This window comes from Ramlibacter paludis (genome assembly GCF_022012305.1).
Classification (GTDB): Bacteria; Pseudomonadota; Gammaproteobacteria; order Burkholderiales; family Burkholderiaceae_C; genus Ramlibacter; species Ramlibacter paludis.
On record NZ_JAKLTM010000007.1, the window covers coordinates 74,834 to 94,126 of the forward strand.

General features: G+C 69.8%; 8 protein-coding genes. 2 read left to right on the forward strand and 6 right to left on the reverse strand.

Annotation, left to right across the window (positions count from 1 at the left end; genetic code table 11):
- Positions 1–46: 46 nt before the first annotated feature.
- On the forward strand, positions 47–2,845 hold the full coding sequence (gene ppc, locus LZ009_RS20975; RefSeq protein WP_275699930.1) for a phosphoenolpyruvate carboxylase: 2,799 nt from the start codon (positions 47–49) through the stop codon (positions 2,843–2,845).
- Here ppc and LZ009_RS20980 read toward each other — a convergent pair.
- The 3 genes from LZ009_RS20980 to LZ009_RS20990 all read right to left on the reverse strand — a co-directional run bounded on the left by LZ009_RS20980 (position 2,842) and on the right by LZ009_RS20990 (position 5,924).
- The gene (locus LZ009_RS20980; protein WP_275699931.1) at positions 2,842–4,023 is read right to left on the reverse strand and encodes an AI-2E family transporter; all 1,182 of its coding nucleotides are present in this window, start codon (positions 4,021–4,023) and stop codon (positions 2,842–2,844) included. The genes ppc and LZ009_RS20980 overlap by 4 nt on opposite strands.
- Positions 4,024–4,090: 67 nt before the next feature.
- On the reverse strand, positions 4,091–4,828 hold the full coding sequence (locus LZ009_RS20985) for a LytR/AlgR family response regulator transcription factor (RefSeq protein ID WP_275699932.1): 738 nt from the start codon (positions 4,826–4,828) through the stop codon (positions 4,091–4,093).
- Positions 4,829–4,883: 55 nt separating this feature from the next.
- Entirely contained in the window at positions 4,884–5,924 is a 1,041-nt protein-coding gene (locus LZ009_RS20990; protein ID WP_275699933.1) for a sensor histidine kinase, read from the reverse strand.
- Between the two features lie 61 nt (positions 5,925–5,985).
- Here LZ009_RS20990 and argH point away from each other — a divergent pair, with 61 nt between their 5' ends.
- Complete coding sequence (argH, locus tag LZ009_RS20995; protein ID WP_275699934.1) at positions 5,986–7,377, forward strand: argininosuccinate lyase; 1,392 nt, start codon at positions 5,986–5,988, stop codon at positions 7,375–7,377.
- Position 7,378: 1 nt separating this feature from the next.
- On the opposite strand, the gene LZ009_RS21000 is transcribed toward argH, so the two are convergent.
- The 3 genes from LZ009_RS21000 to LZ009_RS21010 are packed head-to-tail and all read right to left on the reverse strand — an operon-like array spanning position 7,379 to position 19,189.
- Complete coding sequence (locus tag LZ009_RS21000) at positions 7,379–8,935, reverse strand: hypothetical protein (protein WP_275699935.1); 1,557 nt, start codon at positions 8,933–8,935, stop codon at positions 7,379–7,381.
- A gap of 7 nt (positions 8,936–8,942) precedes the next feature.
- A complete protein-coding gene (locus tag LZ009_RS21005; RefSeq protein ID WP_275699936.1) occupies positions 8,943–13,751 on the reverse strand; it encodes a beta strand repeat-containing protein in 4,809 nt (1,602 codons plus the stop codon).
- Positions 13,752–13,762: 11 nt separating this feature from the next.
- Complete coding sequence (locus LZ009_RS21010; RefSeq protein WP_275699937.1) at positions 13,763–19,189, reverse strand: hypothetical protein; 5,427 nt, start codon at positions 19,187–19,189, stop codon at positions 13,763–13,765.
- Between the last annotated feature and the right edge of the window lie 104 nt (positions 19,190–19,293).

Below are 19,293 nucleotides of genomic sequence, written 5' to 3' on the forward strand. Positions count from 1 at the left end.
AAGGCGATGCTAGCATCCCTCGCATCCCCCCACAGGAGTGAGATCCATGCCCCCGGCCACGACGCCGCCCGTGCGGCGCGCCAAGGACAACGAACGCCCGCTGGTGGACGACATCCGCCTGCTCGGACGCATCCTCGGCGACGTGATCCGCGAGCAGGAGGGGGTGCCGGTGTTCGAGCTGGTCGAGCGCATCCGCAAGCTGTCGGTCGCCTTCCGCCGCGACGCCAACCAGGAAGCCGACCGCGCGCTCAAGTCGCTGCTGAAGTCGCTCTCGGGCGACGAGGCGGTGCGCGTGATCCGCGCCTTCACCTACTTCAGCCACCTCGCCAACCTGGCCGAGGACAGGCACCACATCCGCCGCCGGCAGGTGCACGAGCGCGCGGGCGACACCCAGGAAGGCAGCCTGGAGGTGGCGCTGGCGCGCCTGCGCTGGGCCGGCATCAACGCCCGCACGGTGTCGCAGACGCTGGCCCACAGCTACCTCTCGCCGGTGCTGACGGCGCACCCCACCGAAGTGCAGCGCAAGAGCATCCTCGATGCAGAGCGCGACATCGCCCGCCTGCTGACGGAGCGCGACGAGATCCGCGCGCGCGCGCAGCCGCGCGACGCCCTTGCGCCACGCGAGCTGGCGGCCAACGAGTCGCAGCTGCGCGCGCGGGTGATGCAGCTGTGGCAGACGCGCCTGCTGCGCTTCACGAAACTGAGCGTCGCCGACGAGATCGAGACCGCGCTTTCCTACTACGAAGCGACCTTCCTGCGCGAGATCCCCAAGCTCTATGGCCAGCTGGAGCAGGAGCTCGGCCAGCAGCCGGTGGCGAGCTTCCTGCGCATGGGGCAGTGGATAGGCGGCGACCGCGACGGCAACCCGAACGTCAGCGCGCAGACCCTCGACTACGCGCTGCGCCGCCAGTGCGAGGTGGCGCTGCGCTACTACCTCACCGAGCTCTACTGGCTGGGCAGCGAACTGTCGCAATCGGCGATGCTGGTGGAGGTGAGCCCGGCGATGAAGGCGCTGGCCGAGAGCTCGCCCGACACCAACGAGCACCGCCAGGACGAGCCTTACCGGCGCGCGATCACGGTGATGTACTCACGGCTGGCCGCCACGCTGAAGGAATACACGGGCGGCGACGCGGCCCGCCACGTGCTGGCGCCGCGCAATCCCTATCCGCGTGCCGAGGACTTTCTCGCCGACCTGCGCACCATCCGCGATTCGCTGCTGGCCAGCCACGGCGCCGCGCTGGTGCAGCAGCGCCTGCATCCGCTGATCCGCGCGGTGGAAGTGTTCGGCTTCCACCTGGCGACGGTGGACCTGCGGCAAAGCTCGGACCAGCACGAACTGGTGGTGGCGGAGCTGCTGCGCGTGGCGCGCATCAAAGCGGACTACGCCAAACTGCCCGAGGCCGCGCGGCGCGAGCTGCTGCTGAAGCTGCTGTCCGATGCCCGCGGCCTCAAGGTGATGGGCGCCGACTACAGCGAGCTGGCGCGCAAGGAACTGGCGATCTTCGAGGCGGCTCGCCTCATGCGCGCGCGCTTCGGCCCGCAGGCGATCCGCCACTACATCATCAGCCACACCGAGACGGTGAGCGACCTGCTGGAAGTCCTGCTGCTGCAGAAGGAAGTGGGACTGTTGCGGGGAACGCTCGATGACGGCGCGGTGGCCGACCTGATCGTGGTGCCGCTCTTCGAGACCATCGAAGACCTGCGCAGCGCCGCGCCCATCATGCGCGAGTACTACGCCCTGCCCGGCATCGCGCGGCTGGTGCAGCGCTCGGGCGCCGAGCAGGACATCATGCTGGGCTACAGCGACAGCAACAAGGACGGCGGCATCTTCACCAGCAACTGGGAGCTGTACCGCGCCGAGATCGCGCTGGTGTCCCTGTTCGACCAGCTGGCCAATTCGCACAACATCCAGCTGCGCCTGTTCCATGGCCGCGGCGGCACCGTGGGCCGCGGCGGCGGGCCGAGCTACCAGGCGATCCTGGCGCAGCCGCCCGGCACGGTGCGCGGGCAGATCCGCCTGACCGAGCAAGGCGAGGTGATCGCCTCCAAGTACGCCAACCCGGAGATCGGGCGGCGCAATCTCGAGACGCTGGTGGCCGCGACGCTGGAGGCGACGCTGCTGCAGCCCACCAAGCCGGCGCCCAAGGCTTTCCTGCAGGCAGCGGAAGCGCTGTCGCAGGCCAGCATGAAGGCGTATCGCTCACTGGTCTACGAGACGCCGGGCTTCGGCGACTACTTCTTCAGCGGCACGCCGATCCGCGAGATCGGCGAACTGAACATCGGCTCGCGCCCGGCCTCGCGCAAGGCCAACCAGAGCATCGAGGACCTGCGGGCCGTGCCCTGGAGCTTCAGCTGGGCGCAGTGCCGGCTGACCATCAACGGCTGGTACGGTTTCGGGTCGGCGGTGGAAGACCTGATCGCGCAGCAGGGCCGCAAGGAAGCGGTGGCGCTGCTGCAGAAGATGTACCGGCAGTGGCCCTTCCTGCGCGCGCTGCTGTCGAACATGGACATGGTGCTGGCCAAGAGCGACCTGGCGCTGGCCTCGCGCTATGCGGCCCTGGTGCCGGACGCGCGGGTGCGCAAGCGCATCTTCGGCGCCATCGAAGCGGAGTGGCAGCGGACGGTCGATGCGCTGGCGCTCGTCACCGGCGAAAGGCAGCGGCTTTCCAGCAACCCGGCGCTGGCCCGGTCGATCCGGCACCGCTTTCCCTACATCGATCCGCTGCATCACCTGCAGGTGGAACTCGTGCGCCGCTGGCGCGAAGGCAGCGGCAACGAACGAGAGCGCATCGGAATCCACCTGGCGATCAACGGGATCGCCGCGGGACTGCGCAACACGGGCTAGGAGCCCAGCAGCTCGCCGACCGGCTTGAGGTGGTCGACGCGGTCGCACACGGCCTTGATGGCCATCAGGATAGGCACGCCCAGCAGCAGACCCCACACGCCCCAGAGCCAGCCCCAGGCCAGCACGCCGATGAACACCGCCACCGCGTTCATCGAACTGGCCTTGCTGGTTGCCCAGGGCACGATCACGTAGCCCTTGATCGTGTCGATCACGAGCGAGCTGCCGCCCACCAGCAGCGCCGAGCGCACGTCGCCGAACTGCATGAAGGCCACCAGCGCCGCCATCACCGTGACGACCGTCGAGCCGATGTAAGGGACGAGGCTGAGCACGCCGGCGGCGATGCCCCACACCGCCGCGTGGTTCAGGCCGATGACCGCAAAGGCAAGGCCGGTCGCCAGGCCCGTGCCCAGGCCGGCCAGCAGCTGCACCAGCAGGTAGCGCTGCATCTGCGCATTGATTTCCTCCAGCGCCTGCACCGTGAGCTTCTTCTCGGCGAGGCCGGGCCCGGTGATCTTCACCAGCTTGCGGCGGAAGGTGTCCCCGGAAATCAGCAGGAAGTAGGTGAGGAAGGTGACCATCACCGTCTGCCCCACCGCCGTGGCGAGGCCCAGGGTGCCGGACCAGAGGTGCTCGCGCAGGTCGAAGCGCGGCTTCTCGATGATCACGCGCGTCGGGCCGCCGGGGCGTTGCGCCGGCGCCGCGCCGCCCGCTTCGTCGGCGGCGCGCTGCAGTTCGGCGGCTGCCTTCTGCACCGAGTCGATCGTGCTGTCCGAGCGGGCCGGTGCCTGGGCGCGATGCAGGGAATCACGCAGCTTGCGGGCCACCTGCGGCAGCGAGGTGATCAGTTCGTTGGCGTCGTCCGAGAAGGAGTAGATCGCCCCGCCCATGCCGCCCAGGATGCCGAGGATCAGCACCGCGGCGCTGACGCTGCGCGGCACGCGCCGGCGCGCCAGCCAGTCCACCACCGGCGACAGGGCGTAGCTGAAGACCAGCCCCACCATCACCGGGATGAAGAAGGCACTGGCCCAGCGCAGCACGGCCAGGACGGCCAGCACGGTCAGCACCACCAGCGCCATGCTGCGGATGTCCACCGGCATGTGCAGCAGCACGCGCGGCGGGTCGCTCGGTTCCACCGGCGGGGGCGGCAGGTCTCGGAGGGTGTCGGGGTCGGTGCTCACAGCGGAGCATCCTAGACCCATGGCTCAGCTTCGGGGGCCGATTCGGCGCGGAATGGATGCCGTCCGACTAGCTGGCGAGCGCTTCCCGTACGGCGCTGAGTTGCCGGCGCGATACGGCCAGCGATTCGTCGATGCCGTTCAGCCGCACCGCCCAGCCTTCGCCCTCCTCGGGGTCGAAGTGCTTTTCCAGCGCCCGCACCGCCCGCCGCGACACCAGCGCGTTGCGGTGCACCCGCAGGAACTGCGCGCCGTGGCGCTCCTCCAGGTCGGACAGCGAGCCGTCCAGGATGTAGCTGCGCGCGGCGGTCCGCACGGTGATGTACTTCAGTTCCGCCTTGAAATAGAGCACTTCGGTCACCGGCACCCGCTCGGTGCGGCCGCGGTCCTGGATCACCAGGACTTCCTGTTCGGTCTCCTGGCCACCCGCGCGCGCCTGCACCAGCCGGTCGACCTTGCCCAGCGCCGCTTCCAGCCGCTCGAGGCGCACCGGCTTGGTCAGGTAATCGACCGCTTCCAGCTCGAAAGCGGTGACGGCATGCTCCGCATAGGCAGTCACGAAGACGACCGCCGGGGCATCGGGCAGGCCCCGCAGCACGCTCGCCAGCGCCAGGCCGTCGGCGCCGGGCATGTGGATGTCCAGCAACACCGCATCGAAAGCCTGGCGGCGCAGGTGTTCCATCGCCTGGGCGGCGTTGGCGGCTTCGGCCCCCACTTCCACCGCCGGCGATCCGCATTCGGCCAGCAAGGTGCGCAGCCGCGAACGTGCCAGCGGCTCGTCGTCCACCAGCAGGACTTTCAACCCCATCGTTGTTCCCCCTCGCCAGTCAAAGAACGGGCCCCTCGGCCCCGCGGCACGGCCCTCAAGCCGGCACTTCCATCCGCACCTGGTACATCCCGTCGATCAGCGCCGTCTGGAACTGAGCCTGCACATCATGCAACAAGCGCAGGCGATCGCGCACGTTGTCTTGCGCGACACCGTTGCCCGGCTTGCCCTGGCCCGCCGGCACCGTGTTGGTCACCTTGATCACCACCACGCTGCCGCGGCGCTGGGTCGTCACCTTGACCTCGGCGCCGGTCGGGCTGGGCTCGACCCCGTGCTTGACCGCATTTTCCACCAACGGCTGCAGAAACAAAGCGGGCACGCGCGCGCTGCCGGCCCGCGGGTCGATGGACCATTCCACCTGCAGCCGCTCGCCGAAGCGCACCTGCTCGATCGCCAGGTAGCGCCGGGCCACCAGGACCTCCTCGGCGAGGGTGGCGGAATCGCCCTGCTCCACCAGCGCGTGCCGGAACAGCTCGCTCAGGTCCTCCAGCAGCGCCTCGGCGCGGGCCGGGTCTTCCCGGACCAGGGCGATGGCGGAATTCAGGCTGTTGAACAGGAAGTGCGGGCGGATGCGCGCCTGCAGTTCGGCCAGGCGCGCCGTGGTGTCCGCCGGCATGCGGCCCTTGGCCCGCAAGACCAGTGCCGCCACCAGCACCGAGGACAGCAGCGCGCCGGCGCAGGCCGAGGCCAGCCAGGGCCGGCTCTCCGGGCGCATGAACAGCGCCAGCAGGCCGCAGCCATAGAGGCCGGAAACGGCCCCCAGCGTCACGCCGCACAACTGCTGCGCGATGGGAGGCAGCCGCGCCAGCACCTTCTTCAGGCTGCAGGCGAGCACCAGCCAGCCCAGCGTACCCGGCAGCGCCGCCCCGCTCAGGAGCGCCACGCGCTCGACCCAGTGCATCACGCCGGCGGCGCCGAACATGGCGCCGACCGCGACCACGGCCTCCACGAACAGCAGCGCCCGCAGCACCACCCCGAGCTGGCAGGCGTCGAAGACCAGCACCCGCCGCGGGACGCGCGGCGGGGCGCTGGTCCGGGACAGTTCCTGGAACGCCGATAATAGTTGCGAGTCGTTCATCTCTTGCCATTATGGTGAACCGGCGCCCGTCCCCACCTTTCCCCGCATCCGTGCATCCCCTATGAGCCAACTCGATCAAAAGTCCGAGGCGTGGTCCGCCCTGTTCAGCGAGCCCATGAGCGACCTCGTCAAACGCTACACGGCCAGCGTGTTCTTCGACAAGCGCCTGTGGCAGGCCGACATCGCCGGCTCGCTGGCCCATGCGGCCATGCTGGCGCGCCAGGGCGTGATCGCGCAGGCCGACCTGGCCGCCATCCAGCAGGGCATGGCGCAGGTGCGCGCCGAGATCGAGTCCGGCGCCTTTGAATGGAAGCTGGACCTCGAGGACGTGCACCTGAACATCGAGGCGCGCCTCACGCAACTGGTGGGCGACGCCGGCAAGCGCCTGCACACCGGCCGCAGCCGCAACGACCAGGTGGCCACCGACGTGCGCCTGTGGCTGCGCGGCGAGATCGACCTCATCTCGGAGCTGCTGGCCGGCCTGCAGAAGGCCCTGCTAGCGCTGGCGGAGCAGAACGTCGACGTGGTGCTGCCCGGCTTCACGCACCTGCAGGTGGCGCAGCCCGTGAGCTTCGGCCACCACATGCTGGCCTACGTGGAGATGTTCGCGCGCGACCAGGAACGCATGGCCGACGTGCGCAAGCGCGTCAACCGCCTGCCACTGGGCGCGGCGGCGCTGGCCGGCACCACCTATCCGCTGGACCGCGAATGGGTGGCCCGGGAGCTGGGCATGGAAGGCGTCTGCCAGAACTCGCTGGACGCCGTGAGCGACCGCGACTTCGCCATCGAGTTCACCGCCGCGGCATCGCTGGTGATGGTGCACGTGAGCCGCATGTCCGAAGAACTGATCCTCTGGATGTCGCAGAACTTCGGCTTCATCCGCATCGCCGACCGCTTCACCACCGGCTCGTCGATCATGCCGCAGAAGAAGAACCCCGACGTGCCGGAGCTGGCGCGCGGCAAGACGGGCCGCGTGGTGGGCCACCTGATGGCGCTGATCACGCTGATGAAGGGCCAGCCGCTCGCGTACAACAAGGACAACCAGGAAGACAAGGAGCCCTTGTTCGACACCGTCGACACGCTCAAGGACACCCTGCGCATCTTCGCCGAGATGGCCGGCGGCATCACGGTGCAGCGCGAGGCGATGGAGAAGGCCGCCCTGCGCGGCTATGCCACCGCCACCGACCTGGCCGACTACCTGGTGAAGAAGGGCCTGCCGTTCCGCGATGCGCACGAAGTGGTGGCGCATGCCGTGAAGGACGCGCAGGCCAAGGGCGTGGACCTGAGCGAACTGCCACTGGCCGATCTGCAGAAGTTCAACCCGGCGATCGGCGAGGACGTGTTCGGCCCGCTGTCGCTGCGTGGCTCGCTCAACGCCCGCAACACGCTGGGCGGCACCGCGCCGGCGCAGGTGCGCGCGCAGATCGCGCGCCATCGCGCGCGCCTGGCCTGAGTCAGTTCAACCGGACCTTGAACGAGAAGCTGAAGCCGGGGTAGGCCCCCGCCCCGCTCCAGCCCACCATGCGGCCGCGCGGCTTCACCCGCAGGTTGGTCACCGCGGCATCGAAACCGCTTGCGTCCGGCACCGGTACATAGGTCCAGGTGGCGCCATCGTCGCTCGAGAACTCGAGGTCGTCGGTGGTCGACGACAGCGAGGTGTAGCTGAAGGTGAGCGTGCTGGCGCTGTCGGTGAAGGTGATCGGCCCGGCCGGCGTGCCACCCAGGTTGCCGACGAACAGCGCGGTGTTGGGCGGGATCCGGTCCGAGATGACGAGGCTGTTGCTGTCCACCTGGCCGAGGCCCGTGTTCGCCACTCCGATCGTGTAGAGCGATTCCGAGCCCGGGATGTTCTTCGGGTTGGTGGTGCCGCTGATGGGATCGCGCAACACCTGCACCGTCTTGGTGTTCAGGAGGCCGGGATAGACGATGGTGCCGACGGCGCTGGCCGTCGTCGACGCCGAGCCCAGCGACACCGACGCCTGGTTGACGATGGTCCCGGTCGGATTGCCGGTCAGCTGCGCGTTGATGGTGAAGGTGACCGTGCCGCCCGGCAGCATCTGCGGGATGGTGAGGCCGGCGCCCTGCATGTTGGCCACCGTGGTGCTGGCAACGGTGGGACAGGTGGCGGACTGCGCCGCGCAGCTCACCCCGGAGGTCGGCAGGTTGGCCACCGCGGGATCCTTGAACACCACGCTGGTGAGCGTGATCCCGGTGGTATTGCTCACGGTGACGGTGTAGGTGGTCGTGTCGCCCGGCGTGATGCTGGTGGCAGGATTGGTCTTGGTGATCTGCGGCAGCGTGACCACCGAAACGTTGCCCTGCACGCCGCTGGGCGCGTTGCACTTGGACGTGGTGTTCGGCACCGGGTTGGCAGCGCTGGTGCAGACCAGCCCGCTGGGGCTCGCCTGGTTGTCCCAGGTCACCACGAAGGGAATGTTCAGCGCGCCGCTGCTGTCGGCGGCCTGGCACTTCACCACCACGCCCGTGATGGTGAAGGTCTGCGTGCCGCCCGTTCCGACCGTGGACGCACTGCCGTCGCCGCAGGTGTCGGTGACAGGCTGGCCGGAGATCGTGTACGGCCCGGGATCGAGGCTGGGGAAGACCGAAGTCGGCAGGATCGCCACCTTGCAGGACCGCGAGCCGGTGCCGGTGGGCGTGCTGCGCGTGGACAGCAGCTGCGGGTTGCCGCCGTCCTGGGCCAGGAAGATGCCGACGTCGTAGCGCGTGCTGGAGCCGAAGGTGACCGTCACGTCCAGGTCGAGGGTCACGGTGCCGCCGCCGACGCACGAAGTCGGCGTGCCCGGCCCGCTCTTGGCGGTGATGTTGGTGATCTGCACGTCCTTCGCCGTGCAGCCCAGGCTGCTGCCGTAGCGGTCCGCCGGGCACATGTCCAGCGGAAAGGACGGGGCCAGCGTCTGCGCCGCCACGGCGCCGGCCAGCAGCAGCAGCATCAACCCCGCCAGCAGCCGGAGCCAGCAGCCCCGCAGGGCGGCAAGGTTCGAGCTTTGCATTCTTCCCCTAGTTCAATTTCACCTTGAAAGCGATGGTGAACGACGGATACGGCCCCGCCCCGCTCCACCCGGCCATGCGGCCACGCGGACGCACGCGGAGGTGCGTCACCGCGGCGTCGTAGCCCGTCCCGTCCGGCACCGGAGTGTAGGCCCAGGTGGTGCCCCCATCGTTGGAGAAGTCGATGTCGTCGGCCGCGGAGTTCAGCGCCGTGTAAGCCAGGGTGAGGCTGCTGCCCGCATCCGCGAAGGTGACCGGGCCGGCCGGCGAGCCGCCGAGGCTGTTGACGAACAGGGCGGTGTTGGGGGGAATCGGGTCGACGATGCCGATGGTGCCGTCGTCGACGCGCCCCAGCCCGCTGTTGGTCACGGTGATCGTGTACAGCGATTCCGAGCCGGGGATGTTCTTCGGATTGCTGGTGCCGTTGATCGGGTCACGCACCACCGCCACCGTCTTGGTGCTGCTCAAATTGGGGTAGACGATGGTGTCGCTGTCCTGCACCGTCGTCACGCCGGCGCCGGACGTCGCCGTTGCCACGTTGGTCAGCGTGCCGGTCGGATTGCCGGACAGCGTCGCCGTCAGCGTGAGCACCACGGTGCTGTTGTTCGGCATCGACGACACCGTCATGCCGCCGGCCGACTGCAGCGCCGTGATCATCGCCGCGCTCGCCAGGGCCGGACAGGTCGCCCCGCCCTGGGCGGCGCAGGCGGCGCTGTTGATCGTGAGGTTGGCCACCGCCGGGTCCTTCAGCACCGCCGCCGTGCCGCCCGTGTAGGTGGCGCCGCTGGTGTTGCTCATGGTGATGACGTAGGTGGTGGTGTCGCCGGGCGAGATGCTGGCTACCCCGTTGGTCTTGGTCAGGTTGGGGCCGGGCGGCGGCGTCACCGTCAGCGTCGCCGTCACGTTGTTCACCAGGTTGATCGAGAGTCCGCTGATGTTGGCCGCCGCGTTGTTGTAGCTGCCCGAAGCCGCGGCGGTCACCACCGCGGTGACCGTGCAGGACTGCAGGCCGGCGGCCAGGGTGGCGCCGCTCACCGCCAGGGTGCCGCCGCCCGCCGTGCCCGTCACCGTGCCGCCGCATTGCGAAGCCGCGGGCACGGACGACAGCGTCACGCCCGCCGGCAGCGTCTCGGTGAAGGCGATGCCGTTCTGCTCCGCCAAGCCGGGGCCGTTGGTGAGGACCAGCGCCATCGTCGACGTGCCGCCCGCCACGATGCTGCTGGGCGTGAAGGTCTTCGACAGGCCCACGGCTTCCACCACCAGCGTGTCGTTCACCGTCGTGGCCGTGAGGCCGCCCAGCAGGTTGCTGATGTTCGACGTGGTGTTGGTGTAGGTGCCCGCCACCGTGCTGCGCACGGGAATGGTGATCGTGCAGCTCGCACTGGCGCCGAGGTCGACGCCGGTGATGGTCAGCGTCGACGTTCCCGGCGCGCCGACCCGCCCCAGGGCCGTGCCGCCCGTGCTGGTGCAGGTGCCGCCGAAGGCGCCGCTGGGCGCGACGACCAGGCCGGTGGGCAGCGTGTCGCGAAAGCCCATGTCCGTGGTCGCCGAGGCCTTGTTGCTGATGGTGAAGGTGAGGATGGAGTTCTCGCCCACCCCCACCGGGTTCGGCGACGTGACCTTGGTGAGCACCGGAGAGCCCGGCGCGGTGACGACCAGGGTCGCAGTGGCCAGGTTGCCCGTGCCCGCGTTGGCGCTGCGTACCGCGCCGGTGGTGTTGGTCAGCGTGCCCAGCGTACCGGTCGCGACCACGCGGAAGGAAATCAGGCAGCTGGAGCCGGGGCCGCCGGTGGCGCCGCCGGCCACGTCCACGATCGTGTCGCCCTGTGCGCCGCCGCTGTTGACCGTGAAACCGCAGGTATTGACCACGCTGGGCGGGCTGGCGATCGCCATGCCCGCGGGGAAGGGATCGGTGATCGCCACCCCTGTGATGGACCCCAGCGAGCCACCCGCCGGATTCGTCACCGTCAAGGTCAGCGTGGACGTGCCGCCGGCCGGCACGCTGGCCGGGCTGAAGGACTTGGCCAGCACCGGCGGATAGGACACGATCGTCGAATCGGTGGCCGTGTTGTTGCCGCTGTTGCCGGCGGGTTCGCTGCCGCCGGACACCGTCACGCTGTTGACGACGGGGGACGCGGCGGCCGCGGCCGCCGTCGGGACGACCGAGATCACCACCGGCGGCGCCGAGGTGTTGTCGGCGATGACCGTGGTCCGGGTGCAGGTCACGTTGGGCGAGGCGAAACTGCAGGTCCAGTTGGTGCCCACGGCCGACACGTAGGTCAGGCCCGCCGGCAGCGTGTCCACCATGGTCACGGTGCCCGTGGTCGTCATCTGCCCGATGTTGGTCACGGTCACCGTGTAGGTCGCGGTGACGCCTACCGCGAAGGAGCCGTTGTGCGACTTGGTGACCGCCAGGTCCGGCGCGGTCACGGGGGTCGTCAACGCATACGAGTTGTTGCCGGTGTTGGCCGGCGCCTCGGCCGCGCCGACGACGTTCACGGTGTTGGTCACCGACGGTGCCGCAGCGGCGCCCACCGTCACCGGCACCACCACCGTCGTCGAAGTGCCCCCGATCGGGATGCTGGTGGAGCGCGTGCAGTAGATGTGCGAGTTGCCCGCCGTGTTGGCGCCGGGCTGGTCGCCGTTGGCCGCGCAAGTCCAGCCGGTGCCTATCGTCCAGTTGGTCGGCGTGAGGCTGCGGATGGTGAGGCCCGCGGGCAGGTCGTCGGTGAAGCTGTAGGTGCCGGTCGTGGCCCGGCTGCCGGTGTTGGCGACCGTGAAGGTATAGGTCGATGTGGACCCGACCGCCAGGGAGCCCGCCACCTTGGTGATGCTCAGGTCGAAGTCGTTCACCACCGTCGTCAGCGATGCGTTGTTGTTGCCGTTCGCCGTCGGCGGCTCCCCGCCGCCGCTGACGCTCGCCGTGTTGACCACCTGCGGCACCGCGGTGTTGAGGACGTTCACGACGAAGGTCACCGTGGTGGACGTATTGCCGGCCAGCAGCGCGGTGGAGCGCGTGCACAGCACGCCCGTGCCCCCGACCACGTTGTTGGGCGCGGCGGCCGGGCAGCTCCAGCCGGCGCCGGCGACCGGCGCCGAATAGAGCGTGAGGCCGGTCGGCAGCGGGTCGGACAGCGTGTAGGTGGCCGCGCCCGTGGTGGTGCCGCCGACATTGGTGACGCTAAGCGTGTACGTGACCGTCGTGCCCACCGTCATGCTGGAGGTCGCCAGGGTCTTGTTGGGGCGCAAGTCGGGGCAGGACGTGCTGCAGACCACGTTGCCGACGGTGGACGTGTTGTTGCCGTTGTTGCTGGCCGGCTCGCCGCCGCCACTGATCGCCGCGGTGTTGGTGACGGTGGGCGCGGCGCCCGCGCTCGGCGTCACGGTCAGCGTGATGGGGTTCGGATTGGTCGCACGCGCGCCGATCACCGTGCTGCTGGTGCAGGTCACGGTGCCGGAGGCGTTGCTGCAGCTCCAGCCGGTTCCGGTCGCGGACACGTACGTCAGGGTCGCCGGCAGCACATCGACCACCGTGTAGGTGCCGCTGGTGGCGGCGGAGCCCGCGTTGCTCACCGTGATGCTGTAGGTCCCGGTGAGGCCCACCGTGAAGCTGGAGTTCGGCACCTTGCTCAGGGTCAGGTCGGGACTGGGCGTCACCAGCACGGAAGCCTGGTCGTCTTCGCTGGCCAGGCTGTTGTTCGGCGTGGAATCGGGGTCGTACTGGTCCGAATAGCTGATCTGCGCGGTATTGGTCACCGCCGTGGAGCCGCTCACGTCCACGTTCATGGTCAGCGTGGCCGACGCACCGACCGCCAGCACGCCGATGCGCCAGGTGCCCGCCGGATAGATGCCGACCGTCGACGTCGAATAGGTGCCTTGCGAGGGGGTGAAGGACGTCACCGTCAGGCCGGCCGGCACTGCGTCGAGCACGCGCGCGTCGGTCACCGGCACCGGCCCGTTGTTGGTCACGGTGACGGTGAAGCTGGTGGTGGCGCCGGGCGTGGCGTTGCTGGCGGTCTTGGTCAGGCTCAGGTCGGCCACGCGCTGCGGCGCGGTGGACAGGTCGCCGATGTTCGCCATGCCGGTGGTGTTCGGCAGCGCCGTCGCAGCCAGCGTGGCCAGGTTCACCTTGCGCAGGTTGCCGCCGTTGTACATCGAGATCAGCATCGTCCCGTCGTGCGTGAACGCGCAGCCCGTGACGTAGCCGTTGGGCGCGGCGACGCCGGTGATGCCGGTGCCGGTGATCGTGCCCAGCCGCGTGCTCACGCCCGCCGACGTGACGGTGAAGACGTCCTGGTTGGCGACCATGTACAGGACGCCGGTGTTGGTGTTCAGGCAAAGGTCGCCGCTGGAAGTGGGCAGGTCACCGCTCAGCGGCGTGGTGCTCAGGATGCCGCCGGTGTTGGTGTCCAGGGTCCAGATGCTGGTCGTGGTGTCCATCGCCAGCAGGTTGTTGGCGTTGTCGAAGCCCAGGCGCACCACGTTGGTGGTCGTCGCGCCGGGCGTGCCCACCAGCACGGGCGCGACGTTGGGCGTGGCCGGATTCCAGCGCCACAGGTTCGGGTTGGTGCCGCTGGAATCCAGGTAGAACAGCATGCCGTCGCTGGGCCGCGTGGCAAGCGTGTAGCCCTGCGGGTTGGCCGGCGGATTGATCGGCGTCAGCAGCGTGGCCGGGCCGCCGCTCACCACGTCCACGCTGTAGATCCCGTTCAGGTTGAGATCCATGATGAAGACGTTCTCGGCGCGCGCGGGCGCGGCCAGCAGCGCCAGCAGCGGCAGCAGCACCAGCCAGAGGGCGCGGGTGAAGAAGGCGTGCATCGCGGGTGGTCCTAGGGCTTCAAGGGCAACTGGCCCTTCGCGCGGTCGTTCAGGTCGAAGGTGTCCTGGTCGACCTTGACGCGCAGTGCCACGTACAGGCCCTTGCCGCGGTATTCGGAGCCGGTGAAGTCGGCGTCGGTGAAGCCCATCTGGTTGTAGCCGACGGCCATCCAGGTGTTGTCCGTCAGGCGGTAGCCGACCGAGACGCCCATCTGCGTCTGGCGGGTTCCCGTGCGGTACGAATGCAGCATGCTGGCATGCAGGCCCACGTCCCAGCGCTCGGCGATGTCGTGGCGCGCCTCGACGCCGATCAGGTCGGTGTAGCCGCTGTAGCTGGTGTCGCCGATCATCTCGCGCACGTACTTGGCGCTGTACTGCAGCGCGACCTGGGTGTCGCGGGTCGCCTTCCAGTTGGCGTTGAAGTTGCTGATCAACTTGCGCGTGAGCAGGCGCGAGGCCAGGCTGGTGGTGTTGGAGTCGTCGACGTACTCGAACTTCTCCAGCCACATCCAGCTGCTGTCGGCGGGACGCGAGGCGAAGCTCAGGCGCGCCGCGATGTTGCGGGTGTCGCTGGCGCCGTTTTCCTTCATCACCGACAGGCCGGCGGCCATCACCTGACCCTGCGCCAGCTTGCGCTGCGCGCCCAGCAGCAGGTTGACCTTGGTGCCGTCGTCGGCGCCGCGCCATTCGGCCCGCGCATTCGCGCTCCACACGTCGTCGTGGTAGGCCAGGCCCATGCTGACCGCGGTGTAGTCGCCCGTCACCAGGCCATAAGCGGCGCTGGCAGCGGTGGAGGTGCCCGACGCGGGCGGCTGCGCCGGGCCCAGCGGGTTGGCGGTGTTCTTCAGCGTCTGGACGCGGTCGATGCTGGCGTCGGCGGCCCAGCGGTCGTTGATCTGCACCTTCTGCACCAGGCCCATGTTGGCGTACAGGCGGTTGGAATCCAGCGTGCCCTGCGCGCCGCCGCCCAGCTGCATCTCGGCGCCGCGCCAGAGCGTGGTGCGCAGGCCGATGCGGGTGGTGTTGGCCTTGACCTCGTCGCCGCGCGCGAATTCCTGCGTCGCGAGCAGCGTGGTCTCGGGCGTGAGCTTGTAGTCGGCGCCCAGCACCAGCCGGTTCGGGAAGTTCACGGTGCCCTTGCTGCCCACGTCCAGGTCGGTGGTCGCGCGCAGGATCAGGCGGCGCTCCATCATCTCGTAGGAGACGCCGCCGGTGACCTGGCGCGCCTCGCTCTCGTTGCCGGCGCCGTCGCGTTCGTTGGCCAGGCGGGCGCCGCCGCGCAGGGTGAGGCCTTCCTTGTCGGTCCACTCGGCCTGGCCTTCGACCACGTCGCGGCGGCCGCCGCTCACCAGGTTGTCCTGGCGGTAGGTCGTGCCCGAGACCTGCATCTGGTCCGACAGCTTCAGGCGGCCCTCGGCGCCGACGGAACGCTGGCCGGCGGAGGCGGCAGCCTGCTGGCCCAGGCCGAAGCCCGGCTGCTGCTGCGAGGCGTAGGCGCGCGCGGCAATCTTGCCGTCGTCGTGCGTCACCTCGGCCAGCCAGGCGTTGCCCTTCTCGCTGCCGGTGCCGGTGTTGCGCTCGGTGGTCGCGGCTTCCGCGCGGATCTTGGTCGTCTCGCCCAGGCGCACCGTGGCGTCGACGGCGGTCAGGTTGGCTTCGCGGCCGGCCGTGCCTTCGTGGATGTGGGTGGCGCCCACTTCGCTCTTCTCGCCGACCTTCAGCGCCGCGCGGCCGCCGTAGGTCCAGGTCTCGCCGGCCTTGCCGTCGGTCTCGTACTCCGCGACGATCAGCACCGGGTTGAGGTTGGTGTCGCGCGAGGGGATCGGCTCGCGGAAGAACAGCGTGCCCTGCGCCGCATCCAGCTGGTAGTCCAGGTAAGGCGTGAGCGAACGGGTGGACAGCACCTGGTCCGGATGGAAGCGGTCGCGCACCTCGATGCGGATCTTCTCCGAGTTCAGCAGCACGTTGCGCGCGCGCAGGCGGTACAGGCCCGACGTGCCGTCGCCCTGCAGTTCGTCCTTCATGAAGGCCTGCGCCGTCTTGGCGGCGAAGGCGTTGTAGCCGACGCGCTCGCCCTTGTATTCCGATTTCAGGCCGGTCAGCGTGCGGCTGTAGCGGCCCAGTTCGCTCACCGTGAGGCCGGTGTCGAAGTCGCCGAACAGCGCATAGAACTGCTTCTTCTCGATCTTCAGGTACAGCTTGCTGGTGCTGGCCGCGTCGAACTGCGGCTGCGTGCCGTCGGCGTACAGCGTGTAGTACTGGTTCGGGTCGATCGCCTGCTTGAGCGAGGAGGCGTCGCGCGCGCTGCCGCGGACCTTGGCGCTGTCGTAGGCGGCCGTCAGGAGGTACTCGCCCTTGACCTGGCCCTTGGCATAGAAGGCGATGCGGTTGCCGTCGGACAGGCGCTCGTCGGCGGAGGCGTCCTTCAGCGCTTCCAGGTTGCCGGAAAGCTTCTTGTGGACCAGCGTGCCCTCGGCGAAGCCCACCAGGATCCACTCGCGCAGGTCGGCGCTCAGCCAGGCGCGCACTTCCTGCGTGCGCTGGCCGGGGAAGTCGAAGCGCAGCACCGCCTCGCCGGTCTGCGTGGTGGGCTGCAGCGGGATCAGCGCCACGCCGTCGTCGGCGACCTGGAACTTGGGCTGGCCGCCCAGGTTGCCGGACAGCGGCTCGCGCTGCAGCGCGTCGGCCTGCTGCTGCGGCAGGAACGGCGAGTTCAGCTGGAACTCGCCGGTGAGGCCGCGGCGCACCGGCTGGCCTTCGGCATCGAGCATGCGCACGGCGACCACCGGGTTGGAGCGGCCGTCGGCCACCAGGCGCGAACGCTGCAGGTCCAGCACCACCTTGGCCGGCGCCGACGAATAGTGGATCACGCGGCTTTCCTGCAGCAGCACGGCGCCCTGCGCGTCGCGCACCAGCAGGTCGAGCGTGTTGGCGCCGTCGCGCAGGTCGACCGCGCGCCAGTTCGAAATCGCCCACGTGCCGCTCGGGTTGAGGATGGAGCCTTCGTAGCGCAGGGGATCGACCGGATTGCCGTTCACCTTCAGGTCGACCTGCGCGCCCTTGGCGTGCTTCACAGCGACCTTGATCACGGGCAGCGCGGGGGCGAAGCCGACCTTCGGGTGCAGCCACTCGTTGCCCGCGGGCGCGGCGGCCAGCCACTTGTCGTCGTAGGGCAGCTTCTCGATCAGCACCAGCGGCGCGCCGCCGGCGCTGCCGGGCGCCGGCGCGGTCGCGGCGTCGGCGGCCGGCGCAGCGGACAGCACCCCCAGCGGCAGCGGCGAGCACTGCGCGGCTTCGGTGGCCTGCGCGCCGAGCACAAGCGGCTGCAGGTTCAGCGCCGGCTGGCCGACCGGTTGCACGCGCACCGATGCCTTCAGTTCGCCGGCGAGGGGCGCCGCGGTGTCGAAGGCAAACACGTGGTTCCAGCGGCCGCGCTGGGCCGGCAGGCGCAGCACCAGGAAGTCGTCCTGCTGCTCGACGCCGGCCAGGGGCTGGCCATCGACGGTCACCGAGCCGGGGACGACCTTGGCGCCGGCCGGCAGCATCACGGTGGCCGACACCGACTGGTTCGCCACCGGCGCCGCCAGCTGCAGCTGGGTGCGCTGGCCGTCACGCTGGAACTGCTGGCGCAGGCAGCTGGGCGCGCGCACCAGGCGGAAGTCGGCGCGCCACAGCGTGCCGCCGCGCACGTTCACGAACTGCGAGAAGTCGCGACCGCCCGTCTTGCTGGTGGATTCGCAGTTCTTCAGCTCCACGCCCTGCGGCAAGGTGGTGGTGTCGATCTGCACGACGTGCGTGCCGGGACGGATGTTGTCGGCGTGCCAGTTGCCGTCCACGTCCGTCAGCAGGAAGGTGCCGTCTTCCAGCAGCACCCGCACGTTCGCCATCGGCTTCACTTTCGCGGTGTCGCGCGCATCGGCTTCGCAGGACTCGGCCACCGTCACGCGGCCGGCCAGGATCGCGCGGCTCTGGTTCAGGTCTTCGCGCACCTGCACGTAGGCCTTGGCGATGTTCGACGTGATGCGGCCGGCGGCCTGCGCCACGTTCTCGGCCTGGCCCGGCTGCGCGCCGGCGGCAACGACGGCGACGTAGCGCACCGTGACGCCGCCGCTCGCGGCCAGGGTGCCCAGGGAGAACAGCAGGCTGCGGCCGTCGGCGCTGACTTCCGGATCGGCGAGCACCGCTTCGTTCAGGCGGGCCGAGCCCTTCTGGTAGCGGAAGCCGCCCGGCAGGCGGTCCGCGATCTGCACGCCGGGCAGCGAATAAGCGCCGCGGTTCGCGATGGCCAGGGTGTAGGGGACGAAGTCGCCGATCGCCGCGACCGACTTGCCGGCCGTCTTGACGATCGCCACTTCGCCCAGCGGGCCCGGATCCAGCGGGATGTCGATTTCGATCGCGGGGCCGGGCACCAGCGTGAAGACCTCGCCGCGCGAGCCCAGGGAGAGCTGGTACGGGCCACCCGGCAGGCCCTTGAGCGTGAGGTCCGGCGACTTGGACGGGAAGCGGAAGCCGGCCGGCGGTTCCACCAGGAAGCTGTACGAGCCCGGTGCCATGCGCGGGAACTGGTAGCGGCCCGAGGTGAAGGGGTAGCTGGTGCCGCCGCCGTCGGTGACGGTGGTGCCGGAGATGATGCTCGAGGGATAGCTGCTGACGCCGTCGTTGCCGAACACCTGGGCGGGCTGGCCAGTGGCCATGTTGATCACCGTGACCTTGGCGCCGTCGACCGGCTGGCCGGTCGAGGCGTCGAACACCACGCCCATCGGGTCGATCAGGGCGGCGGCGCTGACCGCGACGTGGCCCTCGGAGTCGTCGTAGTAGGTGACGGTGAGGCGCTGGTTGGCGCCGGCGCTCAGCACGCAGTTGCCGGCCTGCACGGCCGCGTTGGTGGTCTGGATGTAGCCGGTGAAGACGCCGGTGGAGGCGCCGGTCTCGGTGAGGCGCAGCGTCTCGCTGTCGCCGTTGGCGACCTGCACGGTCACGGTCAGCGTGTCGGGCAGCGCCGGGTTGAGGTTCTGGTCGAAGTCCGTGACCTGGATGAAGACCGCGTCGCCGGTGGCGTAGGTGGTGGTCGGCGCCAGCATGTAGTTGGCGGGAACGGGCATCGTCCCGACGCCGGGCGCGACCGGCGCGGGCAGCAGGGTCAGGCCGGCGCCGGCCTTCTCGCACTGGGTCGGCGCCACCGGCTGGCGGTTCGCATAGCCCGCGGGCAGGCCGGTGGTGGTGGCGGCATAGCCGAGCAGTTGCACGCTGGCCGGCGTGGAGGCGCTGGTGACCAGGGTCGTCGAGCCGGTGACCGGGATCGCCACGCCGGAAATGCTGAACGAGGCGGTGGCCGTGTTGACGATGGAAGTGTTGGGCGGCGTCGCGGCCTGGGCCAGGCCGGCGGCGCACAGGAAGAAGGCGATGCAGGCCTTCGCATGGACGCGCGCTGCGCCCATGCGAAGACCCTCTGGCCGGGCGGCCAGAGGAGCACCGGCCGCCGGCGTGCCCTGAAGCACGCCGGCGGCTGCGGCTATCCAGCGATGAAAGCGGGACAGGCGCA